Consider the following 18086-nt stretch of genomic DNA (forward strand, 5'->3'; position numbering starts at 1 on the left):
AATTTGAAATTTTTCGATTTGTGGTTGCGTTCTTCTTCTGCCAGCGCCTCAAAGGCCACGGCAGGGTCTACGCCAGCTTCTTTTACGATCTTCAGGGCCGTATTGAAGTCTGGCATACGCTCCCCCTTCACATACTTCACCAGCGTTGAGTTTGGCAGTCCCCACAGCTTGGACATCGCCAGCGTTGGGCGTCCCTTCATTGCATTTTCTATCAATTCCGCATAGTTCATAGTTATTTCCTGTTTGCAATTTACACGTTTGGACAATAATATGTATTTGTCCAAACGCGCAAATGCTTGTCCGTTTGGGTAAGTAAACGATAGCACATCTAGGTTGAATGTAAACCGCTCAGTCTCCGGCCCACGGGCCGCCTGTTTGCCCACTGGTACGCCTTGGGAGGTTTTTTCTGCTGTTGATCCGTGCAAAACACAATCGCTCTAGTGGGCGAAATTTCGGAGGTGTGCCATGAAAGTGCATGAACTGCTCTCGCTGTTGCAGCAATGTGATCCACAGGGTGAGGTGTCCTTCAATTTGCCGATGGATATCGTCGATGGGACTGCTGGTAACGAAGGCATGTCTTACGTCTATGTGCCTGTTGTGGAAGCTTTGTGGAGTACTTCCGCTCACTACGCTGATGGGCTTGCTGATCGTGTCAATTTCAGCATTCCGGCTTTATCTAAGTAATCTAAATAATCGCTCTAGCGGGCGACTCATTCCAAGGAAAAGACCATGAAAAATACCATTCAAATTTTGCACGTTACCCAAGTGGCTGGCCGTTCGAAAAAAACCGGCAATGACTATGATATGCGCATGGCGCAATGCATCGTCCACAAGCCAAACCGCGAGACCGGCGTCATCGAGCCGTTAATCGGTGAACTGGTGTTGCCGGAGCGCTTCAAAGACACTCAGCCGGGCATGTATGAGGTCGAATTCGAAGTATCTATCTCGCAAGACAAGCGTGTCGGCGCACAGGTCTTCTCCATAACTCCTATTACTGCTGCCTCGCAAGCAAAATCCGCTGCAGCGGCTCCCGCCGTCAAGGCGAACCCAGGTCAACAAACCGCCTCGTAATTTTCCATGCCTTCCTGCGTCGATTCCACACAAATGACGGGGCCGGATGCTCCGTCTGGTGCCGTGCTGTACACGGTGTCTAGCGCTCCCACAGAGCTGTCTAAGTGCGCTTATGTGGTTGAGTCAGGCCCTGAATATTCGGCTGCTCTGGCTGCGCAGGATAAGGCCCTGGATATATTTTTCGTGGCGGCGGTGGTCGTGCTGTTCGCTTTGGGTTGGATCGCAGGGGCGCAACGATGATGCTGCTTGAAAGTCTCTGGCCGATTCTGTTTTTAGCTGGCCTGTTCTTCTGCGCTGTGCATCTGGTGAGGTACGTTATTTCCCGATTTTTGGAGCACAAATAATGACCATTGCCGCAGCTGTTGGTTACGCCTTGAGTGCCTTTGGTATCGGGTATGCAGCCGGTGCGATGCAGCGAGTTATCCGTCGCTCCATTGAAATTTTGGATTAGTAGTCTTTTGGCGCCGGGTCGTCGTCAATCGTATGTAGACCGTCATTTTTAAAGGATGTGCAAATGAACAAAAATATCATTCGTGGTTTGGCTCTGGTGGGCGCTGTTGCTGTTTCGGGCGTTGCTGCGGCGGCTGGCGATCCGGGTATCGATGCTATCACGGCGTTGTCCGGTCAGGCTTCCAGTTACATCACTGCGGCCTTTGCCGTTGCTGTCTTGGTTGCCGGTGGCTTCTGGGGTATCAAGATGATGAAAAAATCGTTTTCGAAAGCTGGCTAATTCGTCGGCGTCGGGACGTACAGGGCGGCTTATGTCGCCCTTTTTAATTGTGGGGTGGCTGCACAAGCGGCCCGAAGGGCAAAATCTTTGAGGGCATATTGAAGTCGGCGTTTGATTTTGAAGTAATGGCATCAGACGGCCCGTGCGTATCGGAGCGAGGAGCGACATGTTTTCAAAGTTTTAGCGGGTAGTCTGCCGCTTTATTTAGCACCTCGTCGCTGCACGTTGGCCAGTAACGCCCACTCTGAAAAACCGTTTTGAAAGTATGTATATGCAACAGCTTGAGGGGGACAAGATGCTTGATCTGCTTGGCTCAAATCACTGTCTTTTCAGGCGGTTTATGTCGCCCTTTTTTATTGGATAGAAATGAAATATATTTTATTCCTCTTGCCGTTATTTTATATTCAGCCAGTCTTTGCTAAGCCTAGTTATTATCAGGATTCTATGGGTACTGTTTGGCCTAGTTTAACTGAGCTTTGTACTAAATTTCAAACTTCCTTTGAGTATTTCAATACAATAGTTAGTATTGTTGAAGATGTTCAAAAGGATGATTTCCATTGCGTTATTAAACGTTACGGTGAGAATACTGAGCGTTGGGTATACGCTACTAAATTAGGCGATTGTTTGGATGGGGATAGTGCGGGAAGCTATAAAATTCCATCAGCTTATTACAGGCATTTTCCTAATGGCGATAATAAGATGGTGCAGCCAATTATCGAAGACCTTAGTTTAATGAACACCTCATATTGTGTAGATCGGTGTATCGCTAAGGTGAAGTCAAAAAATGACATAGGTGATGCTTCTGAGGGGCCTTCAGATGCGAATGGCGTGTATTTGTTTTATTGGAATATGAAGCTCACCCAAGATGGCGCGCGTTGTAAGGTGGATAAACTTCCTGATACTAAAGCCCCTCCTTATAAGGGTGGTTCTGATCCAACTAAACCCACTGATCCAACCAATCCAACTAATCCAACTGATCCCGGTAATCCTGGTGGTAATCCTGGCGGAAATCCAGGTGGAAATCCCGGTGGTAATCCCGGCGGAAATCCAGGTGGTGATCCCGGCGGAAATCCAGGTGGCAATCCTGGTGGTAATCCCGGCGGAAATCCAGGTGGCAATCCAGGTGGCAATCCAGGTGGCAATCCTGGTGGTAATCCCGGCGGAAATCCAGGTGGCAATCCTGGTGGTAATCCAGGTGGTAATCCAGGCGGCACTCCTGGTACGGGTAAAGATGGTTGTGGTGCTCCTGGCCAGCCTGCTTGTCGAATCGATGAAACTGGAATGCCAAAGATTGATGACGATTTAGGTAAAAAAGGTTACGACGCTGTTGATGCATCTAATAAAGATAATATTGATGGTGTCAAAGATATAACTAAAGATAAACTTGGTTTAGGTGACTGGTTCCCTGTAATTCCTGTTGCTGCGTGTAGTAATCCCTCTGTACCTAATCCTATTACGGGCGCTAGCGTAAAAGTCGATATATGTGATTATGTAAATATATTCGCTAAGTTTATAAGCGGTGTTATTTGTTTCTTTGCGCTTATCGGCTCCGTTCAACAGGTTCAATCTGCAATGAAAGCTTAATATGCCTCTTCTCGGTACTTTGCTTATTAATTTATGCGTATTTCTGATTAATCTATTTTCCAGATTTATGATATTGGAAAAAGCTTTCAGGCTCTCTGCAATGATTCTTATGTTGTCGCTTGCTAGCGTCATGATCGGCCTGATGTATTCCTGTGCCAAGGGCGTTTGTTCACAGGGTATTTCTAGTATGTCTTCGTCACATCCTAGTTTTGCCGTTGGTCTTGGTATCGCTTTCAATTCCACAACTATTACAGCCGCTACTTGTTACGTTACTGTCTGGCTTGGTTGCCAACTATACGTAATGCAGAAAAAAGGCTTGAATCTTGTCATTAAATAGGCAAAAGATATGGCTGTTTATGCGATTACAGGTAAATTGGGCAGTGGCAAGGGCAAGGCTGCAATTGATCAAATTCGGCGTTACTTGCGTGATGGCAAGCGTGTTGCTACAAACTGTGATGTCTTCCTTGAACACTTGATGCCAGCTCGGGATCGCAGTGTGGTTATTAGGGTGCCGGATAAGCCATCTGCGGTGGATTTGTACATGATTGGTAGCGGTAATCGTTTTATCGATTTTGAGCCAATTTTGCATCATGGTCGCGCAGGGATTACGGCGTCTGCTCCGGCGCCTAAGTTGTTGCCAGGATTTGATGAGTCACACAATGGCGCGCTTCTGCTCGATGAGTGCGGTTCTTGGTTGAACACTCGCAATTTCCAAGACAAGGGTCGTGCTGAAATGCTGGAATGGGCTATCCATGCGCGCAAGTATGGATGGGACGTTTTTTTCATCATGCAGAACATCAGCCAGGTTGATAAACAGTTGCGTGATTCCTTGCTTGAGTATGTCGTCAGGCTGAACCGGTTGGATCGTATGCGTGTGCCTGTTTTGAGCCCCGCCATCGCCTTGATGACCGCCGGGGCGTCGAACGGTAGCATGCCGCGTTTGCATATCGGTGTCGTGCGATTGGGGGCGTCTCCTGACGCGTTGGTCGCGGATCGTTGGTATTTCCGTGGTGATGATCTGAACAAGGCCTACAACACGACGCAAGTTTTTTCGGATACCTATCCGCACGGAACGCACTCCTTGCTTTCGGCTTGGCACTTGTCTGCCATTGCTGGTGTTCCTCCCGATTTCATCGGGCCATTGCAGGCGACGCCTGCCGCTCTGTCGATGTTGAGCTATCGCGCTCTTCCTCCGAAGCCACCTCACAAACATATGACTAAATTTCTCTTTGCTGCGCTGTGCCTTGGCGGCGCCCTGGGCGTGTTCGGCTATCACTTTGGCAGGCCAGTTCTCGCTCCTGCAATCGTTCAAAAACAGCCTGAAATAGTCCCATCAAAAAATCTCACTGGCATCGGTTATATCGCGCGGGGGAGTGTGTACGTTGTCACTTTGTCGGATGGCCGCATTGTGACGGCGTTGCGCTTTCGTTTCATCGATGGCGGCTGGCTTGCGCTTGTCGATGCTGATACCTGGGTGAGGGGTGTGTCATGAAAAAACTGTTTATTCTGTTTATTTGGCTGCCTTGTGTCGCGTTTGGTGCTGGTCAGCCTGTTTCGATACATCTTTCTTCCGTGTCGCTTGTCGCTTTTGCTCAGGCCACTTTCAAGAATATGCTTGCTCGTGATTTTGTAATATCGCCGGATGCATTGGCCCTTGATCGTAAGCTCACGGTGTCGGTTAGTTCCCTCGATGCTGATCGGTTGCCGACGTTTGTCGAGGGCATTTTGCGCGATCAGGGTATAGCCTCTGAATTGCGCGATGGCGTCTACTATCTCCGCGCTGCACAGTCCTCGGCATCTTCGCTATCTGCTATCCGTCTAGCGCCTGCAGACGGGCCGGGTGGCGGTTCCTCTTCGTCTTTTTCTGATAGGTCGATATCGCGTTCTTTGCGTGTCGATGTCGATGAGGGCGCTGTCGATTCGAGTCCTGTTGTTGCCGGCCGGCGTCGTGATGATGATTCTGAGGTATTCGCGCCGGTTGGCCGTTCGGCTGATTTCTTGGCTGGGGTCGTGGCGGCTGCGTTTGGTCCGCGTAGTGCGGTTGCCGCTGGCAATCAAATTGTGTTGACCGGTAGCCCATCGGAGTTAAGCAAGATGCGTATCTTGCTCGGTGCACTCGATCAGTTGCCGCGCATGGTTGACGTTTCCGCGTCGTGGGTCGAGGTCACGGATAACGCCAGCTCGGGCCGCGGTATTTCCATCATGGCCAATGTGCTGGGTGCTAAGTTCGGCGCGTCACTTGGCAGTGTCAATTCGGCTTCCGCTATCAGCTTGCGCAACACAAATTTCCAGCTGGTGATTGACGCGCTCAATACTGACGGCCGTTTTAAGCAAGTGTCGAACAGTCGTATTGTGGGTGATGACTATCAAAAGATGGTGCTGACGGTAGGCGATGAAACGCCAACGATTGCCAGCACGGGTAAAGACAATTCCGGCAACAGTGTTCAAAACATCGTTTATCGGCCTTCCGGCGTCATTGTCGACGTGCTGCCTAAGGTGCTTGGCAACGGCAAAATCAATCTCGCCATCGATGGGCAAATTTCCAGTTTCAAGCCCACGGGAAGCGGCGTGACTGGTTCGCCCACGCTGATTAAGCGCCAGGTCAAAACAGCGGTGACGGTCAACGATGGCGAGGTGCTGTTGATTGGCGGCTTGAACGATGCGCAAACCGTCGATAGCTCCTCTGGCTTCTCGTTTCTGCCGTCTTCGTGGGCCGCTCGGTCGGGGACAAGGCTGCATACCGATCTGGTGCTGATCTTGAGTGCGCAGGTTCCGCGTACTTCTGAAAAACAGTGATTTGTCACGTTAATTTCGGGGTGACGGCACAAGCGGCCCGGAGGGCAAAATCTTTGAGGGCATATCGAAGTCGGCGTTTGACTTTGAAGTAATAGCGCCAGACGGCCCGTGCGCATCGGAGCGAGGAGCGACACGATTTCAAAGTTTTAGCGGGTAGTCCGCTGCCACGCTTAGCACCGCGTCGCTGCACGTCGGCCAGTACGGCCCACTCTGAAAAACCGTTTTGAAAGTATGCATATGAAACAGCTTGAGGATGACAAGACGATTGATCTACTCGGCCCGATTAAACGCGGCAGGGGGCGTCCGGTTACTGGTGCGGCAAAGACTAGTGCGCAACGGCAAAAAGATCGCAGGGATCGCTTGCGTGACGATGGCAAGGCATTTTTGACGGTGCATGTAGATGCTCAGGTGTTGGAAGGATTGAAGGCGTATATCCGCTTCAAGGACATTACGCCGGATCAGGTGATAGAGAAATTACTGCGTCAGCAATTGCTGCGCAAAAGGTAGCGGAAAGCTTCGTGCCGCTACCTGTGCGCAGCGCGGGTGGCGGCGCGAAGCGCCGCTAAACTTGTATTAGGGACACTTAAGAACACAGCAGTAGAAATCGCAGTTACGGGCATGTGCAGCACAGGATTTCAGACCAGTTTTTGATGGACAAAAAAAAAGCCCCAGGCATCTACTAAATCTCTGGGGCCTTCGATAAACCTGCCGTTACAGGACTACCGAATGACCGAATTAGATTATGAAAACGCTTTAGCGTCAATTGATTTCTCGCCTGTAGAGCCATCTGCGCAACATCGCCCGGAGTGGTGGGACGATGATAGGATCAAGAATACGTGGAACGACAACTATACGGCCCGTAAGCGCGTTTTTCCGGACGGACAGTGCGAAGTGACAGTAACCAAGGAACGGCACTTTGTAGGCCCCGCTAGGCTGCTCAAAACGAAGGCCAAGCGCGGCGAGTCTGAAAACCGCGAAGCAAACGATGATGATGCTGGCCGCCGTGCGAAAAAGAACGTCAAGCACTGCTGCAAACAGATCGGCGCTGATCGCATGGTCACGTTGACGTATCGAGAAAATATGGTGGATCGTGAGACAGCACTCAAGCACTGGAAAGCATTTTGCCGCAAGCTCGGCAAGCACAAGCAATTTCACTATGTCGCCGTTATCGAGGAACAGGAGCGCGGCGCGTTGCACTTCCATGTGGCGGTGGCCGGTCGGCAAATGTATGCGCTCCTGCGCTCGATCTGGCAAAGCGTATTGGGGCGTGGGCCGGACGGTGAGCAGATGGGGCAAGTCAACGTCCGCGATCCGCATCGCTTCGGCTTTGGCGTCACTGGTGCGCACAAGATCGCCAGCTACATTGCCAAATACTGCGGCAAGGAAATGCAATGCAGGGCGCTCGATCAAAAGCGCTATTTTCGTTCTAAGGGCATTGTGGTGCCCGAAGTCCACTCTTGGCGGTTGTTGGGTTGCACGTCGATGCTCGGCGCCGCACAGGCCGCTTTCCGTGCGATTGAAGGGCATTGCATGGACGGTTTACAGACTTGGTGCAATAACGGACTGGGGGTTGTCTACCTTGCGACGGCTCCCGGTTTGCCTGATACGACGGACGAATGTCCATTCTGATATAGTTGGTTTATGGCAACATTGTTGTGAGGCGTAAGATGGTAGTTGCTGGATTGGTGTTGGAATCGCTGTCTGGTAAGACATGGTGTGATGCAGTTGATCGCTGGTTAACTGAGAAGGCTGATAAGGCTTCTTTGCATTCTGACAAGTGTATTTTTCGCTGGCTTGAACCGCTTTTGTCTGGTTATGAACTAAACGATATAAATCGTTCTGTTGTGGATGCGATCACGAAGAAAAAGCGTGCTACAGGTGTTACGAATGGTACTGTGAACAGGACGTTAGCTTTGTTACGCTCAGTTTTGATCCGAGCTTGTGTTGATTGGGAATGGGTTGATGCTATTCCGAAGGTTAGACTGCTGAAGGAGCCTGACCGTCGGGTGCGTTACCTGACACATGGGGAGGCGTCTGCGCTATTGTTTGAGTTGCCTGAGCATTTGGCTCATATGGTGACCTTCAGTCTTGCTACGGGCCTACGCAAGGGGAATGTGATTGGCCTGTGCTGGTCGCAGATTGACCTTGATAGGCGTGTTGCCTGGATACATCCCGATCAGAGTAAGACCCGCAAGGCCATTGTTGTGCCCCTTAATGATGACGCTATGCGCGTGCTTACGTTGCAGCGTGGTCGTCATGCGACACGAGTTTTTGCGTACAACGGTGAGCCAGTAGTTGCTGCTACTACAGCAGCTTGGTATAAGGCTCTTAAGCGTTGTGGTATTGACGATTTTCGCTGGCATGACTTGCGGCACACGTGGGCGAGTTGGCATGTGCAGCGAGGTACGCCATTGCACGTGTTGCAGGAGTTGGGCGGCTGGCAGTCGGCGCAGATGGTAAGGCGTTACGCTCACTTTTCGGCAGGTCATTTGGCTGTTCATGCTGCCAATTTACCTATGCTGATGGTTTCAAACTATAGCTTGGGCGTTGTACAGTCGCCGGTTGAGGCATGACCTGCTGAATGATGTGTTCCCGGATCATCTTCTGAAGAGTGATCGCATCATCCTCAGAAGAGTCGCCGCATTGTCCTCAGAAGAATCGCCGCATCATCCTCCGAAGAGTCATCGGATCACCCTCTGAAGAGTCACCGCATCATCCTCAGAAGAATCGCCGCATCATCCTCAGAAGAATCGCCGCATCATCGGAATAGTGTATAGCGATACGGACTATATGTTAGAATTAATCATATTCGATTAAGTAGATGGTCCCATACGGTGAGGCCCTATCATGAAAAATTCAAAAAAACATGCAGTGAATTCATCTTTTCCACTGAAAAGTGGGGGCGGCGCTCATGCGCAAGATGGAATCGTTGTTGATCATTCTGACAAGGCTTTAGAGCTGTTTACTGGTATTCACAACAGTAAGCAATTTACTTTTGAGACTGCTCATAGGTTGTTCGCAGGAGTCAAGCGCTCGCGTTGATAGGCTATTGCCTGTAGGTAATTCACAGAAAAGCCACCAAGCCGTTGTAGAATAGCATCTTGCTATCTCAGCGGCTTTTTCTATGGCTGAGTGAAAAACTATAATGAAAAGCTATGGGCGTACAAATTACTGAGGTTTTGAAAAAAACAATGTTGGCTGAGGGCTTGAACGTTGATGAGTTTTTGTCGCAGTTTGAGCACTGGAAGGCAGGCGACGAGTACAGTAGCAAATGGTTTGGTAAGGATGGCGCTTACGCGCGTCCGAACGTAGATGGCAAGAAATATATGCTTAGGCATGTTCATTTGGTTCCCATTGCCGATATCGCACAGTTGGCGCAATGGAACGTCAAGTTCAAGCGTAAGACTCGAAAGACCAGTGATCGGGCGCTCGTGTACGTTTCGAACGGCAAGGGGGACTATCTGTTGATCTTTATCTTGGAAGAGCCGGATGCTCATGAGGTGGCTGAGATGAAAACACCTGAGCATCGTGAAGTGATGTCTGGTTTTGCAGAGGTGGCCGCAGAATTCTTGGATACAGGTAAGATTATTGCTTAAGATGAAATAATGTTTTTTTAAGCTTTATTAGTGAAGGTTTGAGATGATGCTTGGCTGCATTTCGTAGAGCATGTGTCTCATAATCCGTTGGTGCCGTGTTCGACTCACGGGAGGCCCACCAGAATTTGCAGCAATAGAATGAGCCCCGGCGGGTGACTGCCGGGGCTTTTTTCATGCTGTCGTACAATCGCGGCATGGCGATTGATGAGGGATGAAACGAGATGACGGCGGAAGTGAAGATTGACGATATCGTGGTGGGGGACGGCAAGGCGGCGGCGCGTGGCGCGCTGATCACGGCCCACTACCGTGGCTGGCTGGAAGATGGCACGGAGTTCGACTCGTCGCATCAACGTGGGGAACCATTTCGCTGCGTGTTGAGCAATAACAAGGTCATTCAGGGCTGGATTGTGGGTTTGTCTGGCATGCAGGTCGGTGGCAAGCGCAAGCTGTGGGTGCCGGCGGCGCTGGCGTATGGGGAACGTCAGGTGGGCTTGATTCCGCCCAATTCCAATTTGATCTTCGAGATTGAGTTGCTGGAAGTGCTGACACGCGATTGATATCTGGATGGTGTAGTCAGGCAGATACGACGCCGGCTTTTTTCAGCAGCAGTTGCTCGACATCCGCGCGCAGCGCTTGTTGCGTGGGAAAGTTTGCATAGCGCAAGGTCACGTAGCCGGCCAGCCTGAGCATGGCGTCGCGCTCCTTGTCGTGGCGTTCGCGGCCGGCGTGGCTGCGGTCGTCGAGCTCGACGACGGCGATGACGTTCAGTTGCTGGCTGCACACGACAAAATCGGCTACCTTGCGGTCGAAACGGTTTCTGTTTGCCCATCCCTTCGCCGTCACCAGCGCGGAAAACGCCACTTGCGCCAGCACCGTGCATTCCGGCAATGCCGTCTGCAGCAGGTGGTACATCTGCCGCTCGCGCGCCGTCATGACGGTTTTTTTGTGCAGCCTCAGCTGCCTGCGAGACTTGGCAGCCTGGCGCGTGGCCAGCATGGCAAGGAACAGGATCAAGGCCGCTATGGCGAGCAGGACGATGAAGCGAGGCATGGGCTGGCACCAGGATGGTCAAGTCCTGATGGTACGCGAGTAGTGGCGTGTTTTCGTGCCGCTACCAGCATATTTCAGGCGGCGCGCTTGTGGAAGATCAAGCCTGTTTCAGCTTGACTTGCAGCATGTCCAGTGCCGGCACGATGTCTTGCAGGCGGGCTACTTCATAGGTGGGGATGGCGGCCGAGGCATTGGCCACGCGGTCCGGGTTGAACCAGCAACTGGCTATGCCATAGCGGTTGGCGCCGAGGATGTCGGCGTCCAGGCGGTCGCCGATGATGACGGTCGCATCCTTGCTGAATGTGCGCGCCATGTTGGCCGCGTATTCGAAGAAGCGCACGTCCGGCTTGGCGTGGCCGCACGCTTCGGAGGTGGCGACGAAAGAAATATAGTTGCTCAGTCCGGAGGCGGCGATGCGGCGGTTCTGGATGGACTCGACGCCGTTGGTGATGATGCCCAGTTCGCCGATGCGCGACAGCGTTTCGCACACTTGCTTGGCGCCATCGATGAGCACGACCGTGTCCGGCAGGGAGTCCAGATACAAACGGCTGGCCAGTTCCGGGTCGATGGCGATACGGTTCAGTGCAAACGTCTTGCGGAAGCGCTCCACTTTCAGAAAATCCTTGCTCACGTCACCCGTCTCGAAACGTTTCCACAGGTCGACGTTGATCGCCTGGTACTGGGTGAACAGTCCATCGATGCCGTCGCGCAAGCCCAGTTCGTGCATGGTGTGCAGGAACGAGCGTTTTTCGGATGCCCGGAAATCGAGCAGGGTATCGTCCAGGTCAAACAGGAATAGCTGGTAGGTCATGGTAAGTATTGAGAGCGTGGAACTTGTCTTGCATCGTAGCACGTAGCGCTGAGTTCGGTTGGCCGTGCCCTGCGCGGGTGATCCGCTACAATCGCTGCCAGACTCGTCACCTTCACTCACTTCCTGCCCATGACCCAGCTCTCCGTCAACGTCAATAAAATCGCCCTGCTGCGCAATTCGCGCGGCCGCAATTTCCCCGACTTGCTCGCGTTTTCCGCGCGCTTTCTCGACTTGGGCGCCGCCGGCATTACCTTGCACCCCCGCCCGGATCAGCGCCATGCACGCTACGATGATGTTGCCGCTTTGCAGCGGCTGTGCGCGCAGCGGGGACGCGAGCTGAATGTGGAGGGGTATCCTGCGGCGGATTTTTTGGATGTGGTGAAAAGCGCGCGCCCGGCGCAATGCACCCTGGTGCCCGATATGCCGGGGCAATTGACGTCCGATCATGGTTGGGATATTGCGCAGCACGCGGCGCTGTTGCGTCCCGCCATTGCGCAATTGAACGACCTTGGCATCCGCGTCAGCCTGTTTGTCGATGCCGATTACCCGGCGCTGGAATGGGCGCGCGAGGTAGGGGCGGCGCGGGTTGAGCTGTACACGCAGCGGTTTGCCGAGAGTTATGGCGGCGCGCAGGCCGATGCCGTGTTTGATACGTATCTGCAGGCGGCGCGGCGGGCGCAGGCGCTGGGCCTGGGCGTGAATGCAGGGCACGACCTCGATCTGCACAACCTGGAGCGCTTCCTGGACATTCCCGGCATCCTGGAAGTGTCGATCGGCCATGCGCTGGTGGTTGAATGCCTTGAGCTGGGCATGGACAAGGTGCTGGGCAGTTACCTTGAGATATGTCAATCGTAGCAGCCTTGGGCGACGGCGCCAGCCGGCCGCTGCAGCCTGAACCGGACTGGCCGTTCTTCGATGCCGATTTTTTCGTGTCGGCAAAGATGCTGGCGCAGGTGCACGCGCTGACGCCCGATGCCGCGGCGCAGTTGTGGGCGCGTCATGTGTCGGCCCATCCCGATGAAATACACCCCGTGCAGCTGCGCGAGGGACATCGCTTGCAGCCAACGGTATCGGGGCCGGATTGGCTGGCCGAGTTTGACGCTGTTTCCGGCGAGCGCCCGGCGCAAGAGGGCCGCGTGGCCGCATTTCTCTCTTCTCACTTTCATGGCCAGCCGGGCGCGCGCCTATGCGCTGACACCGGCCTTGCTTGCTGGCCATTTCTGACGAGGGACCCTTGCTGTACCAGCCTGCCACGGGCAAGTTCCTCTGGTGCCGGCCACATGGGGCGCTGGCGGGTGGCGAGGGCGGGCTGCAGTCCGATTCTTGAGTGGCGATTACATATCCACCCACCAGTTGAGCAAGGTTTCATCATCGTCGTCATCGAGGTTGACGTAGATATTGGCGAAGTACCATTCCACGCCCGTCGCTGTGCGGAAGGCATCAAAGGGGCCGTTGACGCTGTAGATGCCGTGGTGTCCCGGCACGCTGAAGCTGAGGTTGCCCTTGTACTGGCCGTCGAGGGTGCCACCCAGCTGCTCTTGCACGTCGCGTTCGAGCTGGTCCACTGCTTCTTGTGGCACGTCGTCGGCGTAGATCTGGATGCAGAAGTTGCCGCCGCGCTTTAATACTTTGGCGGGGGCGAGTGGGTCGGCGATGCTGACGATGTCGCCGCGCGCCAGGTTCAGGGTCAGGCCGGGCGAGGCCAGCAGTTCGTAGACGTGCTCGTCGATCTGGCGCGCCGGCAGTGTTTCATACACGGGGCCGTTGGTGTTTTCGCCTGCCAGTACGCGGATATGCGGCAAGCCTTCGCAATTGATGTCTTCCATTCATTCTTTCATAGTGCCGGCGCGATGCGCTGCGGGTCGCGCCAGGTTGGGGTTTATGGCAATATTGTACCGGGTAGGTGCCAGCTGGCCGGGTACGCAACGGTGCAAACGAGGAGATGCAATGGAGAATGTGGTGCGGGCAGGCGGCTGTTTATGTGGCGCCGTGCGCTTCGAAGTGACGGGCGAGGGCAGCAATCCGCACAGCTGTTCCTGCCGAAATTGCCAGCAGCACACGGGCGCGCCGACGGTGGCGTGGGTGGAGTTTGCGCGCGATCAGGTGCGCTGGACGGGCGCGGCCGGTACGCCGGCCACCTACCGCTCTTCCGAGTATTCCAGCCGGGCCTTTTGCGCCGCTTGCGGCAGTTCCATCGGCGCCATCGACGATGGGCCCACGGTGGCCTTGCTGGTGGGCAGTTTTGATGACCCCACCCCGGCGGCCTTTGCGCCTGAATATCACGCGTTTGAAGATGGCAAGCCGCGCTGGTGCTTGGTCACCACTACTGCTGATGAAGCGCGTTCGGTTTGCAATGGAGTCAACACCCCGGAATGAAAAAAGCACGCCGAAGCGTGCTCGCGGGGATGACTTGGCGCTGATGAGTTAGTTGTGGGCGCTGATGCCGCTGCGGAACTGTTCGAAACCGGCGCGGGCTGCCTTGTAGCAATTGCCGGCGGCCGCTTCCAGGCCTTCGCGGTCGAGTACTTCGACCGTGCCGCGGCGGTACTGGATCAAGCCTTCGTCCTGCAGCTTGCGTGCCGTGACGGTGACGCTTTCGCGGCGCACGCCCAGCATGTTGGCCATGGTGTCTTGCGTTACCTTCAACTCGTTCGACAGTGAACGGTCAAGGCGGTCCAGCAGCCAACGGCACAGTTTTTGTTCGATGCTGCAATGACGACCGCCCACCACGTTCTGCGCCATTTGCGCAAACATGGCGCTGGTATAGCGCATCAACAATTGTGCCAGCGCACCACCCTCATTGAACACTTCGCGCAGGAAGGCTGTTTTCAGGCGGTAGCCGTAGCCGGCCGTTTGCACGATGGCGGTGCAGGTGGCGCGCTCGGCTTCATACAGCACCACGCCGGCCACGCCTTCGCGGCCGATGACGGCGATCTCGGTGGTGGCGCCGTCTTCCATCACATACAGCAGGGAAACGATGGCGTTGGTGGGGAAATACGTGTATTCAATCTTGCCGCCGCAATCGAACAGGTGCTTGCCGGCAGGCAAAGCGACCAGTTCCAGTTGGCAAAACAGGCGCTCCAGATCGGCGCGCGACAAGGCGCGCAGCAATTCGTTCTGTTGCGCGCCCGTGATGCTGATCATGGGCGTGGCGGGAGCGGCTTGCCAGTTGTGCTGGGCGGCGGCGTGGCTATTCGTTGCTGGGGTCAGGTTGCTATAAGCTTTGTACATGGTAGGGCCTCGTCTTCTGATTTTGTGGGATGGCGCTGCTTTTCTGGCTTGCTAGCGTTGTGCTGAATCTTGTATCCACTATAGAACCAGGGGCGGCGGGTGGGCATCGGATGAGCCGACGCGCTTATGTAGGCTAGGAACATTGCCTTGTGTCATCCGACTCCTACGCCTGCTGCTGAATTTTCCCTGCGGAAACAATCGTGCTGTGGCAAAAAATCCGCCACGCTGTCCGCTGCCCGCGAACTTTGGCCGCATGTCTTGATCAAACCACTCTGCGCTGCAGTACGACGGTGATGAAATATTGCACTGCGGAAATTTGGTTTGTGTTTCGGGATGCGCTGCTGTCCTTGCTCTCCATCACTGTGCAGTCTGACTTCACTGCCCGCGCCGTGCCTTTGTCGGCGCGTGGGTCATCTTGTTCCCTTTACCCGTTTAATGTTGGAAAGCAATGCATGAAATGGTTTGTTGATCTGAAAATTACCAGCAAGCTCATCTTGTCGTTGGGCGCCGTGCTGCTGTTGACGGCGGCGCTGGGCATGTCGGCGATCTTTTCCGTGGCGCGCATCAATACCGTGTCGACGGATCGCGCGCGCTGGCCGTGGGGCCATCGGCCAAGGTCATGACGGACATGTTGCTGGCCCTGGATAAACTGGTGTCGATTAACACGACCGGCGGCGTGCGCTCGGGCGCCAGCGCCGCCGCACCCTGGGCGCGGGCGCCCGTCACCTTCAAGGCGCCGGCAGCCGTGACGCCGGCTGCGGCGCCGCGTCAACTGGCCAGCACGGTGCGCCGCGTGGCGGCGCCAATGGATGAGTGGGAAAGCTTTTGATTGGATGAAGTTAAGCGGGCTTGCGCGGCTTCTTGATGCCTGGGGCAGCGGGCGCGGCAGCGGCTTGCTGGCGCTGCTGCCAGGCCCTCAGGGCCTCTTCGTAGGAGGCCAAGTCTTCCTGGTACATTTCCAGTACGCAAAAGGTGCAACCGCTGTGGCAGCACTCGTCATTGCCCGGTTTGCTGGGCGCTTGTGGTTGCGGATCATGGGGGGAAGGCGGGGTGGACATGGTGAAGGCAGGGACGGCGGAGGAGGCATCGGAACTGGCATCGAAGCTGGCATCATACGGCATCCCAACGTGCCGTTGGTGGAACGATTTTTGCTCAAAAATCACGGTTTCCGTGTACAGTTGCGGTGAATTAGGGTATCGTTTACAGCACTGATATTGTATCTTCTGCGCGCGATGTTCCGCCGGCGCGATCTCCGCCGCCATCGCAGCACATCTCTTCGACGCTCCCGCATACGCCATACAGCATGTCCCGGAGCACGGAGGTGCCGCAAGAACAATGATCCATGGCTTGCAAGACGGAGCTGCCTGTGCCCCGAAATGTTGTTTATTGAGAAAGCATGGCTTCCGCAGTGCGGAGGCACACCAGAAAATTTATGTCTGAAACCGAATCGACTCCTACGCCCAGCCCGGCGATTGCCCCTGAAGCGGCGCCCGTCGCCGCCGCACCTGCACCAGCACCTGCCGCATCCGCTGCTCCCAGCCTGACTTTTGCCGACTTTGGCCTCGCGCCTGAAATCCAGCGCGCACTGACCGATCAAGGCTACACCCATCCGACACCGATCCAGGAACAAGCGATTCCCGTCGTGCTGCAAGGTCGCGATGTGATGGGTGCCGCGCAAACGGGCACCGGCAAGACGGCCGGCTTCTCACTGCCAATCATCCAGTTGCTGATGGCGCATGCCAGCAGCAGCATGTCGCCGGCACGCCACCCGGTGCGCGCGCTGATCCTGACGCCGACGCGTGAGCTGGCGGTGCAGGTGGCCGAAAACGTCAAGGCCTACGCCAAACACACGCCGCTGCGCTCGACCGTCGTCTTCGGCGGCATGGACATGAAGCCGCAAACCGTCATCCTGCGTGGCGGGGTGGAAATCGTCATCGCCACGCCGGGCCGCTTGCTCGACCATATCGAGCAAAAAAACATCAGCCTGAGCCAGGTGCAGATGCTGGTCATGGATGAAGCGGACCGCATGCTGGACATGGGCTTCCTGCCGGACTTGCAGCGCATCATCAACTTGCTGCCGAAACAACGCCAGAACCTGATGTTCTCGGCCACGTTCTCGCCAGAAATCAAAAAGCTGGCCGCCACCTTCCTCAACGATCCGCTGACGATCGAAGTGGCGCGCAGCAACCAGACGGCCGACAAGGTCACGCAAGTGGTCTACAAGGTGACGGAAGATCAGAAACACGCCGTGGTGGCCCATTTGCTGCGCCAGCGTGACCTGAAACAGGTCATCATATTCTCCAATACCAAGATCGGCGCTTCGCGCCTGGCCCGCGTGCTGGAGCAGGAAGGCATGAGCGCTACGGCGATTCACGGCGACAAGAGCCAGCAGGAACGCATGGCGGCGCTGGAATCGTTCAAGAAAGGCGAGATCGACGTGCTGGTGGCCACCGATGTGGCGGCGCGTGGCCTGGATATTTCCGACTTGCCTTGCGTCATCAACTTCGACTTGCCGTACAACGCCGAAGATTATGTGCACCGCATTGGCCGCACGGGCCGCGCTGGCGCCTCGGGCGACGCCATTTCGATCTACTCGGATAAAGACGAGCGCTTGCTGGCCGACATCGAGAAACTCATCAAGCAAAGCATCAAGCGCGGTGAATTGACGGGCTTCAACCCGGCTCCTGCCCGCAGCAGCGACAGCGAGCGCCGTCCGCCGCGCCGTACCGAAGGTGGCGAGGCGCGTCCCGCACGCGCCCCAGAGAGCCGCCATGCTGGGGACAGCAGCCGCGACAGTCGCTCCGCCGAGCGCGGTGCGCGTCCCGCCTTTGGTCCTGGCGCCCGCCGCGAAAAGGCCGATCCCTGGTTCCTGAAGCCGTATGAGCCCGCCAAGGCCGCAGCCCCGGCTGCCGCCAGCATGGCGCCTGTCGCGGCCAAGCCGAAGCAGAAGGTGGCCGCGTTGCTGGGTGGGCTGCTGAAGAATTGATATCTTTCGGGGCCGTATTTCCGTGCGGCCATTCCGTTGAACTCCACCTTGTCCTTATTTGATTTTGGCGTAGGCAAGAAAGAGCGGTTTTGCTATTTTTCCCTGAGCGCTTTAGTCATTTGTTGCTTTCCTGTCTATGTGTTACCCGGCCCCATGCATTTTCAGCATGGGTTGTTTGCATCGGTGCGACTTCACTTTGTAACAAATATATCTAATTGTAAGATTTATTTT

General features: G+C 55.0%; 23 protein-coding genes. 17 read left to right on the forward strand and 6 right to left on the reverse strand.

Translation table 11 applies throughout. The annotated features are described in order from the left end of the window. The first annotated feature begins 465 nt into the window (after positions 1 to 465). The 12 genes from ACQ4WS_RS08960 (at position 466) to ACQ4WS_RS09015 (ending at position 10334) form a co-directional block, all read left to right on the forward strand. Positions 466 to 684: a hypothetical protein gene (locus ACQ4WS_RS08960; protein ID WP_436475492.1), complete on the forward strand. Its 219-nt coding sequence runs from the start codon at positions 466 to 468 to the stop codon at positions 682 to 684. Positions 685 to 729: 45 nt separating this feature from the next. Next, positions 730 to 1071 carry a hypothetical protein gene (locus ACQ4WS_RS08965; RefSeq protein ID WP_436475493.1) on the forward strand — a complete coding sequence of 114 codons (342 nt, stop codon included), beginning with the start codon at positions 730 to 732 and terminating at the stop codon, positions 1069 to 1071. 514 nt (positions 1072 to 1585) lie between these two features. Then, on the forward strand, positions 1586 to 1801 hold the full coding sequence (locus ACQ4WS_RS08970) for a major coat protein (RefSeq protein WP_436475494.1): 216 nt from the start codon (positions 1586 to 1588) through the stop codon (positions 1799 to 1801). Between the two features lie 366 nt (positions 1802 to 2167). Then, a complete protein-coding gene (locus ACQ4WS_RS08975) occupies positions 2168 to 3385 on the forward strand; it encodes a hypothetical protein (protein WP_436475495.1) in 1218 nt (405 codons plus the stop codon). A 346-nt stretch (positions 3386 to 3731) separates the two neighbouring features. Continuing rightward, a complete protein-coding gene (locus tag ACQ4WS_RS08980; protein ID WP_436475497.1) occupies positions 3732 to 4877 on the forward strand; it encodes a zonular occludens toxin domain-containing protein in 1146 nt (381 codons plus the stop codon). Beyond that, entirely contained in the window at positions 4874 to 6181 is a 1308-nt protein-coding gene (locus ACQ4WS_RS08985; protein WP_436475499.1) for a type II secretion system protein GspD, read from the forward strand. The genes ACQ4WS_RS08980 and ACQ4WS_RS08985 overlap by 4 nt, the downstream gene beginning before the upstream one ends. 237 nt (positions 6182 to 6418) lie before the next feature. Beyond that, positions 6419 to 6688, forward strand: a complete 270-nt coding sequence (locus ACQ4WS_RS08990) for a hypothetical protein (RefSeq protein ID WP_436475500.1) — start codon at positions 6419 to 6421, stop codon at positions 6686 to 6688. Between the two features lie 219 nt (positions 6689 to 6907). Beyond that, on the forward strand, positions 6908 to 7810 hold the full coding sequence (locus ACQ4WS_RS08995) for a rolling circle replication-associated protein (protein WP_436475502.1): 903 nt from the start codon (positions 6908 to 6910) through the stop codon (positions 7808 to 7810). A gap of 59 nt (positions 7811 to 7869) precedes the next feature. After that, positions 7870 to 8754, forward strand: a complete 885-nt coding sequence (locus ACQ4WS_RS09000) for a tyrosine-type recombinase/integrase (RefSeq protein ID WP_436475504.1) — start codon at positions 7870 to 7872, stop codon at positions 8752 to 8754. A 274-nt stretch (positions 8755 to 9028) separates the two neighbouring features. Next, positions 9029 to 9223, forward strand: coding sequence for a hypothetical protein (locus ACQ4WS_RS09005; protein WP_436475505.1), 195 nt, complete (start codon positions 9029 to 9031; stop codon positions 9221 to 9223). Positions 9224 to 9336: 113 nt separating this feature from the next. Continuing rightward, on the forward strand, positions 9337 to 9777 hold the full coding sequence (locus ACQ4WS_RS09010) for a type II toxin-antitoxin system YafO family toxin (protein WP_436475506.1): 441 nt from the start codon (positions 9337 to 9339) through the stop codon (positions 9775 to 9777). 221 nt (positions 9778 to 9998) lie between these two features. Further along, positions 9999 to 10334, forward strand: coding sequence for an FKBP-type peptidyl-prolyl cis-trans isomerase (locus ACQ4WS_RS09015; protein WP_436475508.1), 336 nt, complete (start codon positions 9999 to 10001; stop codon positions 10332 to 10334). Between the two features lie 16 nt (positions 10335 to 10350). On the opposite strand, the gene ACQ4WS_RS09020 is transcribed toward ACQ4WS_RS09015, so the two are convergent. Further along, positions 10351 to 10827: a DUF2726 domain-containing protein gene (locus ACQ4WS_RS09020; protein WP_436475510.1), complete on the reverse strand. Its 477-nt coding sequence runs from the start codon at positions 10825 to 10827 to the stop codon at positions 10351 to 10353. Between the two features lie 97 nt (positions 10828 to 10924). Continuing rightward, the gene (locus ACQ4WS_RS09025) at positions 10925 to 11638 is read right to left on the reverse strand and encodes a YjjG family noncanonical pyrimidine nucleotidase (RefSeq protein WP_436475511.1); all 714 of its coding nucleotides are present in this window, start codon (positions 11636 to 11638) and stop codon (positions 10925 to 10927) included. Positions 11639 to 11767: 129 nt separating this feature from the next. Between ACQ4WS_RS09025 and ACQ4WS_RS09030 the strand changes: the two genes are divergently transcribed. Continuing rightward, on the forward strand, positions 11768 to 12493 hold the full coding sequence (locus tag ACQ4WS_RS09030) for a pyridoxine 5'-phosphate synthase (RefSeq protein ID WP_436475513.1): 726 nt from the start codon (positions 11768 to 11770) through the stop codon (positions 12491 to 12493). Here ACQ4WS_RS09030 and ACQ4WS_RS09035 read toward each other — a convergent pair. Together ACQ4WS_RS09035 and ACQ4WS_RS09040 are read right to left on the reverse strand one after the other, a co-directional pair. Then, positions 12484 to 12804, reverse strand: coding sequence for a hypothetical protein (locus ACQ4WS_RS09035; RefSeq protein ID WP_436475515.1), 321 nt, complete (start codon positions 12802 to 12804; stop codon positions 12484 to 12486). The genes ACQ4WS_RS09030 and ACQ4WS_RS09035 overlap by 10 nt on opposite strands. A 168-nt stretch (positions 12805 to 12972) precedes the next feature. Continuing rightward, positions 12973 to 13464: a DUF4265 domain-containing protein gene (locus tag ACQ4WS_RS09040; RefSeq protein ID WP_436475517.1), complete on the reverse strand. Its 492-nt coding sequence runs from the start codon at positions 13462 to 13464 to the stop codon at positions 12973 to 12975. A 121-nt stretch (positions 13465 to 13585) separates the two neighbouring features. On the opposite strand from ACQ4WS_RS09040, the gene ACQ4WS_RS09045 reads away from it, so the two are divergent. Then, positions 13586 to 14014: a GFA family protein gene (locus tag ACQ4WS_RS09045; RefSeq protein ID WP_436475519.1), complete on the forward strand. Its 429-nt coding sequence runs from the start codon at positions 13586 to 13588 to the stop codon at positions 14012 to 14014. Positions 14015 to 14062: 48 nt separating this feature from the next. Here the strand turns inward: ACQ4WS_RS09045 and ACQ4WS_RS09050 are convergent, their stop codons facing one another. Next, positions 14063 to 14782, reverse strand: coding sequence for a Crp/Fnr family transcriptional regulator (locus ACQ4WS_RS09050; protein ID WP_035828139.1), 720 nt, complete (start codon positions 14780 to 14782; stop codon positions 14063 to 14065). Between the two features lie 539 nt (positions 14783 to 15321). On the opposite strand from ACQ4WS_RS09050, the gene ACQ4WS_RS09055 reads away from it, so the two are divergent. Continuing rightward, a complete protein-coding gene (locus ACQ4WS_RS09055; RefSeq protein ID WP_436475521.1) occupies positions 15322 to 15492 on the forward strand; it encodes a hypothetical protein in 171 nt (56 codons plus the stop codon). Continuing rightward, positions 15489 to 15698: a hypothetical protein gene (locus ACQ4WS_RS09060; protein WP_436475523.1), complete on the forward strand. Its 210-nt coding sequence runs from the start codon at positions 15489 to 15491 to the stop codon at positions 15696 to 15698. The genes ACQ4WS_RS09055 and ACQ4WS_RS09060 overlap by 4 nt, the downstream gene beginning before the upstream one ends. Positions 15699 to 15708: 10 nt before the next feature. On the opposite strand, the gene ACQ4WS_RS09065 is transcribed toward ACQ4WS_RS09060, so the two are convergent. Further along, on the reverse strand, positions 15709 to 16131 hold the full coding sequence (locus ACQ4WS_RS09065) for an oxidoreductase-like domain-containing protein (protein WP_436475524.1): 423 nt from the start codon (positions 16129 to 16131) through the stop codon (positions 15709 to 15711). Between the two features lie 170 nt (positions 16132 to 16301). On the opposite strand from ACQ4WS_RS09065, the gene ACQ4WS_RS09070 reads away from it, so the two are divergent. Continuing rightward, positions 16302 to 17855 (forward strand): DEAD/DEAH box helicase, encoded by a 1554-nt coding sequence (locus tag ACQ4WS_RS09070; RefSeq protein ID WP_436475526.1) that lies wholly within the window; start codon positions 16302 to 16304, stop codon positions 17853 to 17855. The last annotated feature ends 231 nt before the right edge of the window (positions 17856 to 18086 follow it).

It is taken from the genome of Janthinobacterium leeuwenhoeki (assembly GCF_051380795.1).
Lineage (GTDB): Bacteria > Pseudomonadota > Gammaproteobacteria > Burkholderiales > Burkholderiaceae_D > Janthinobacterium.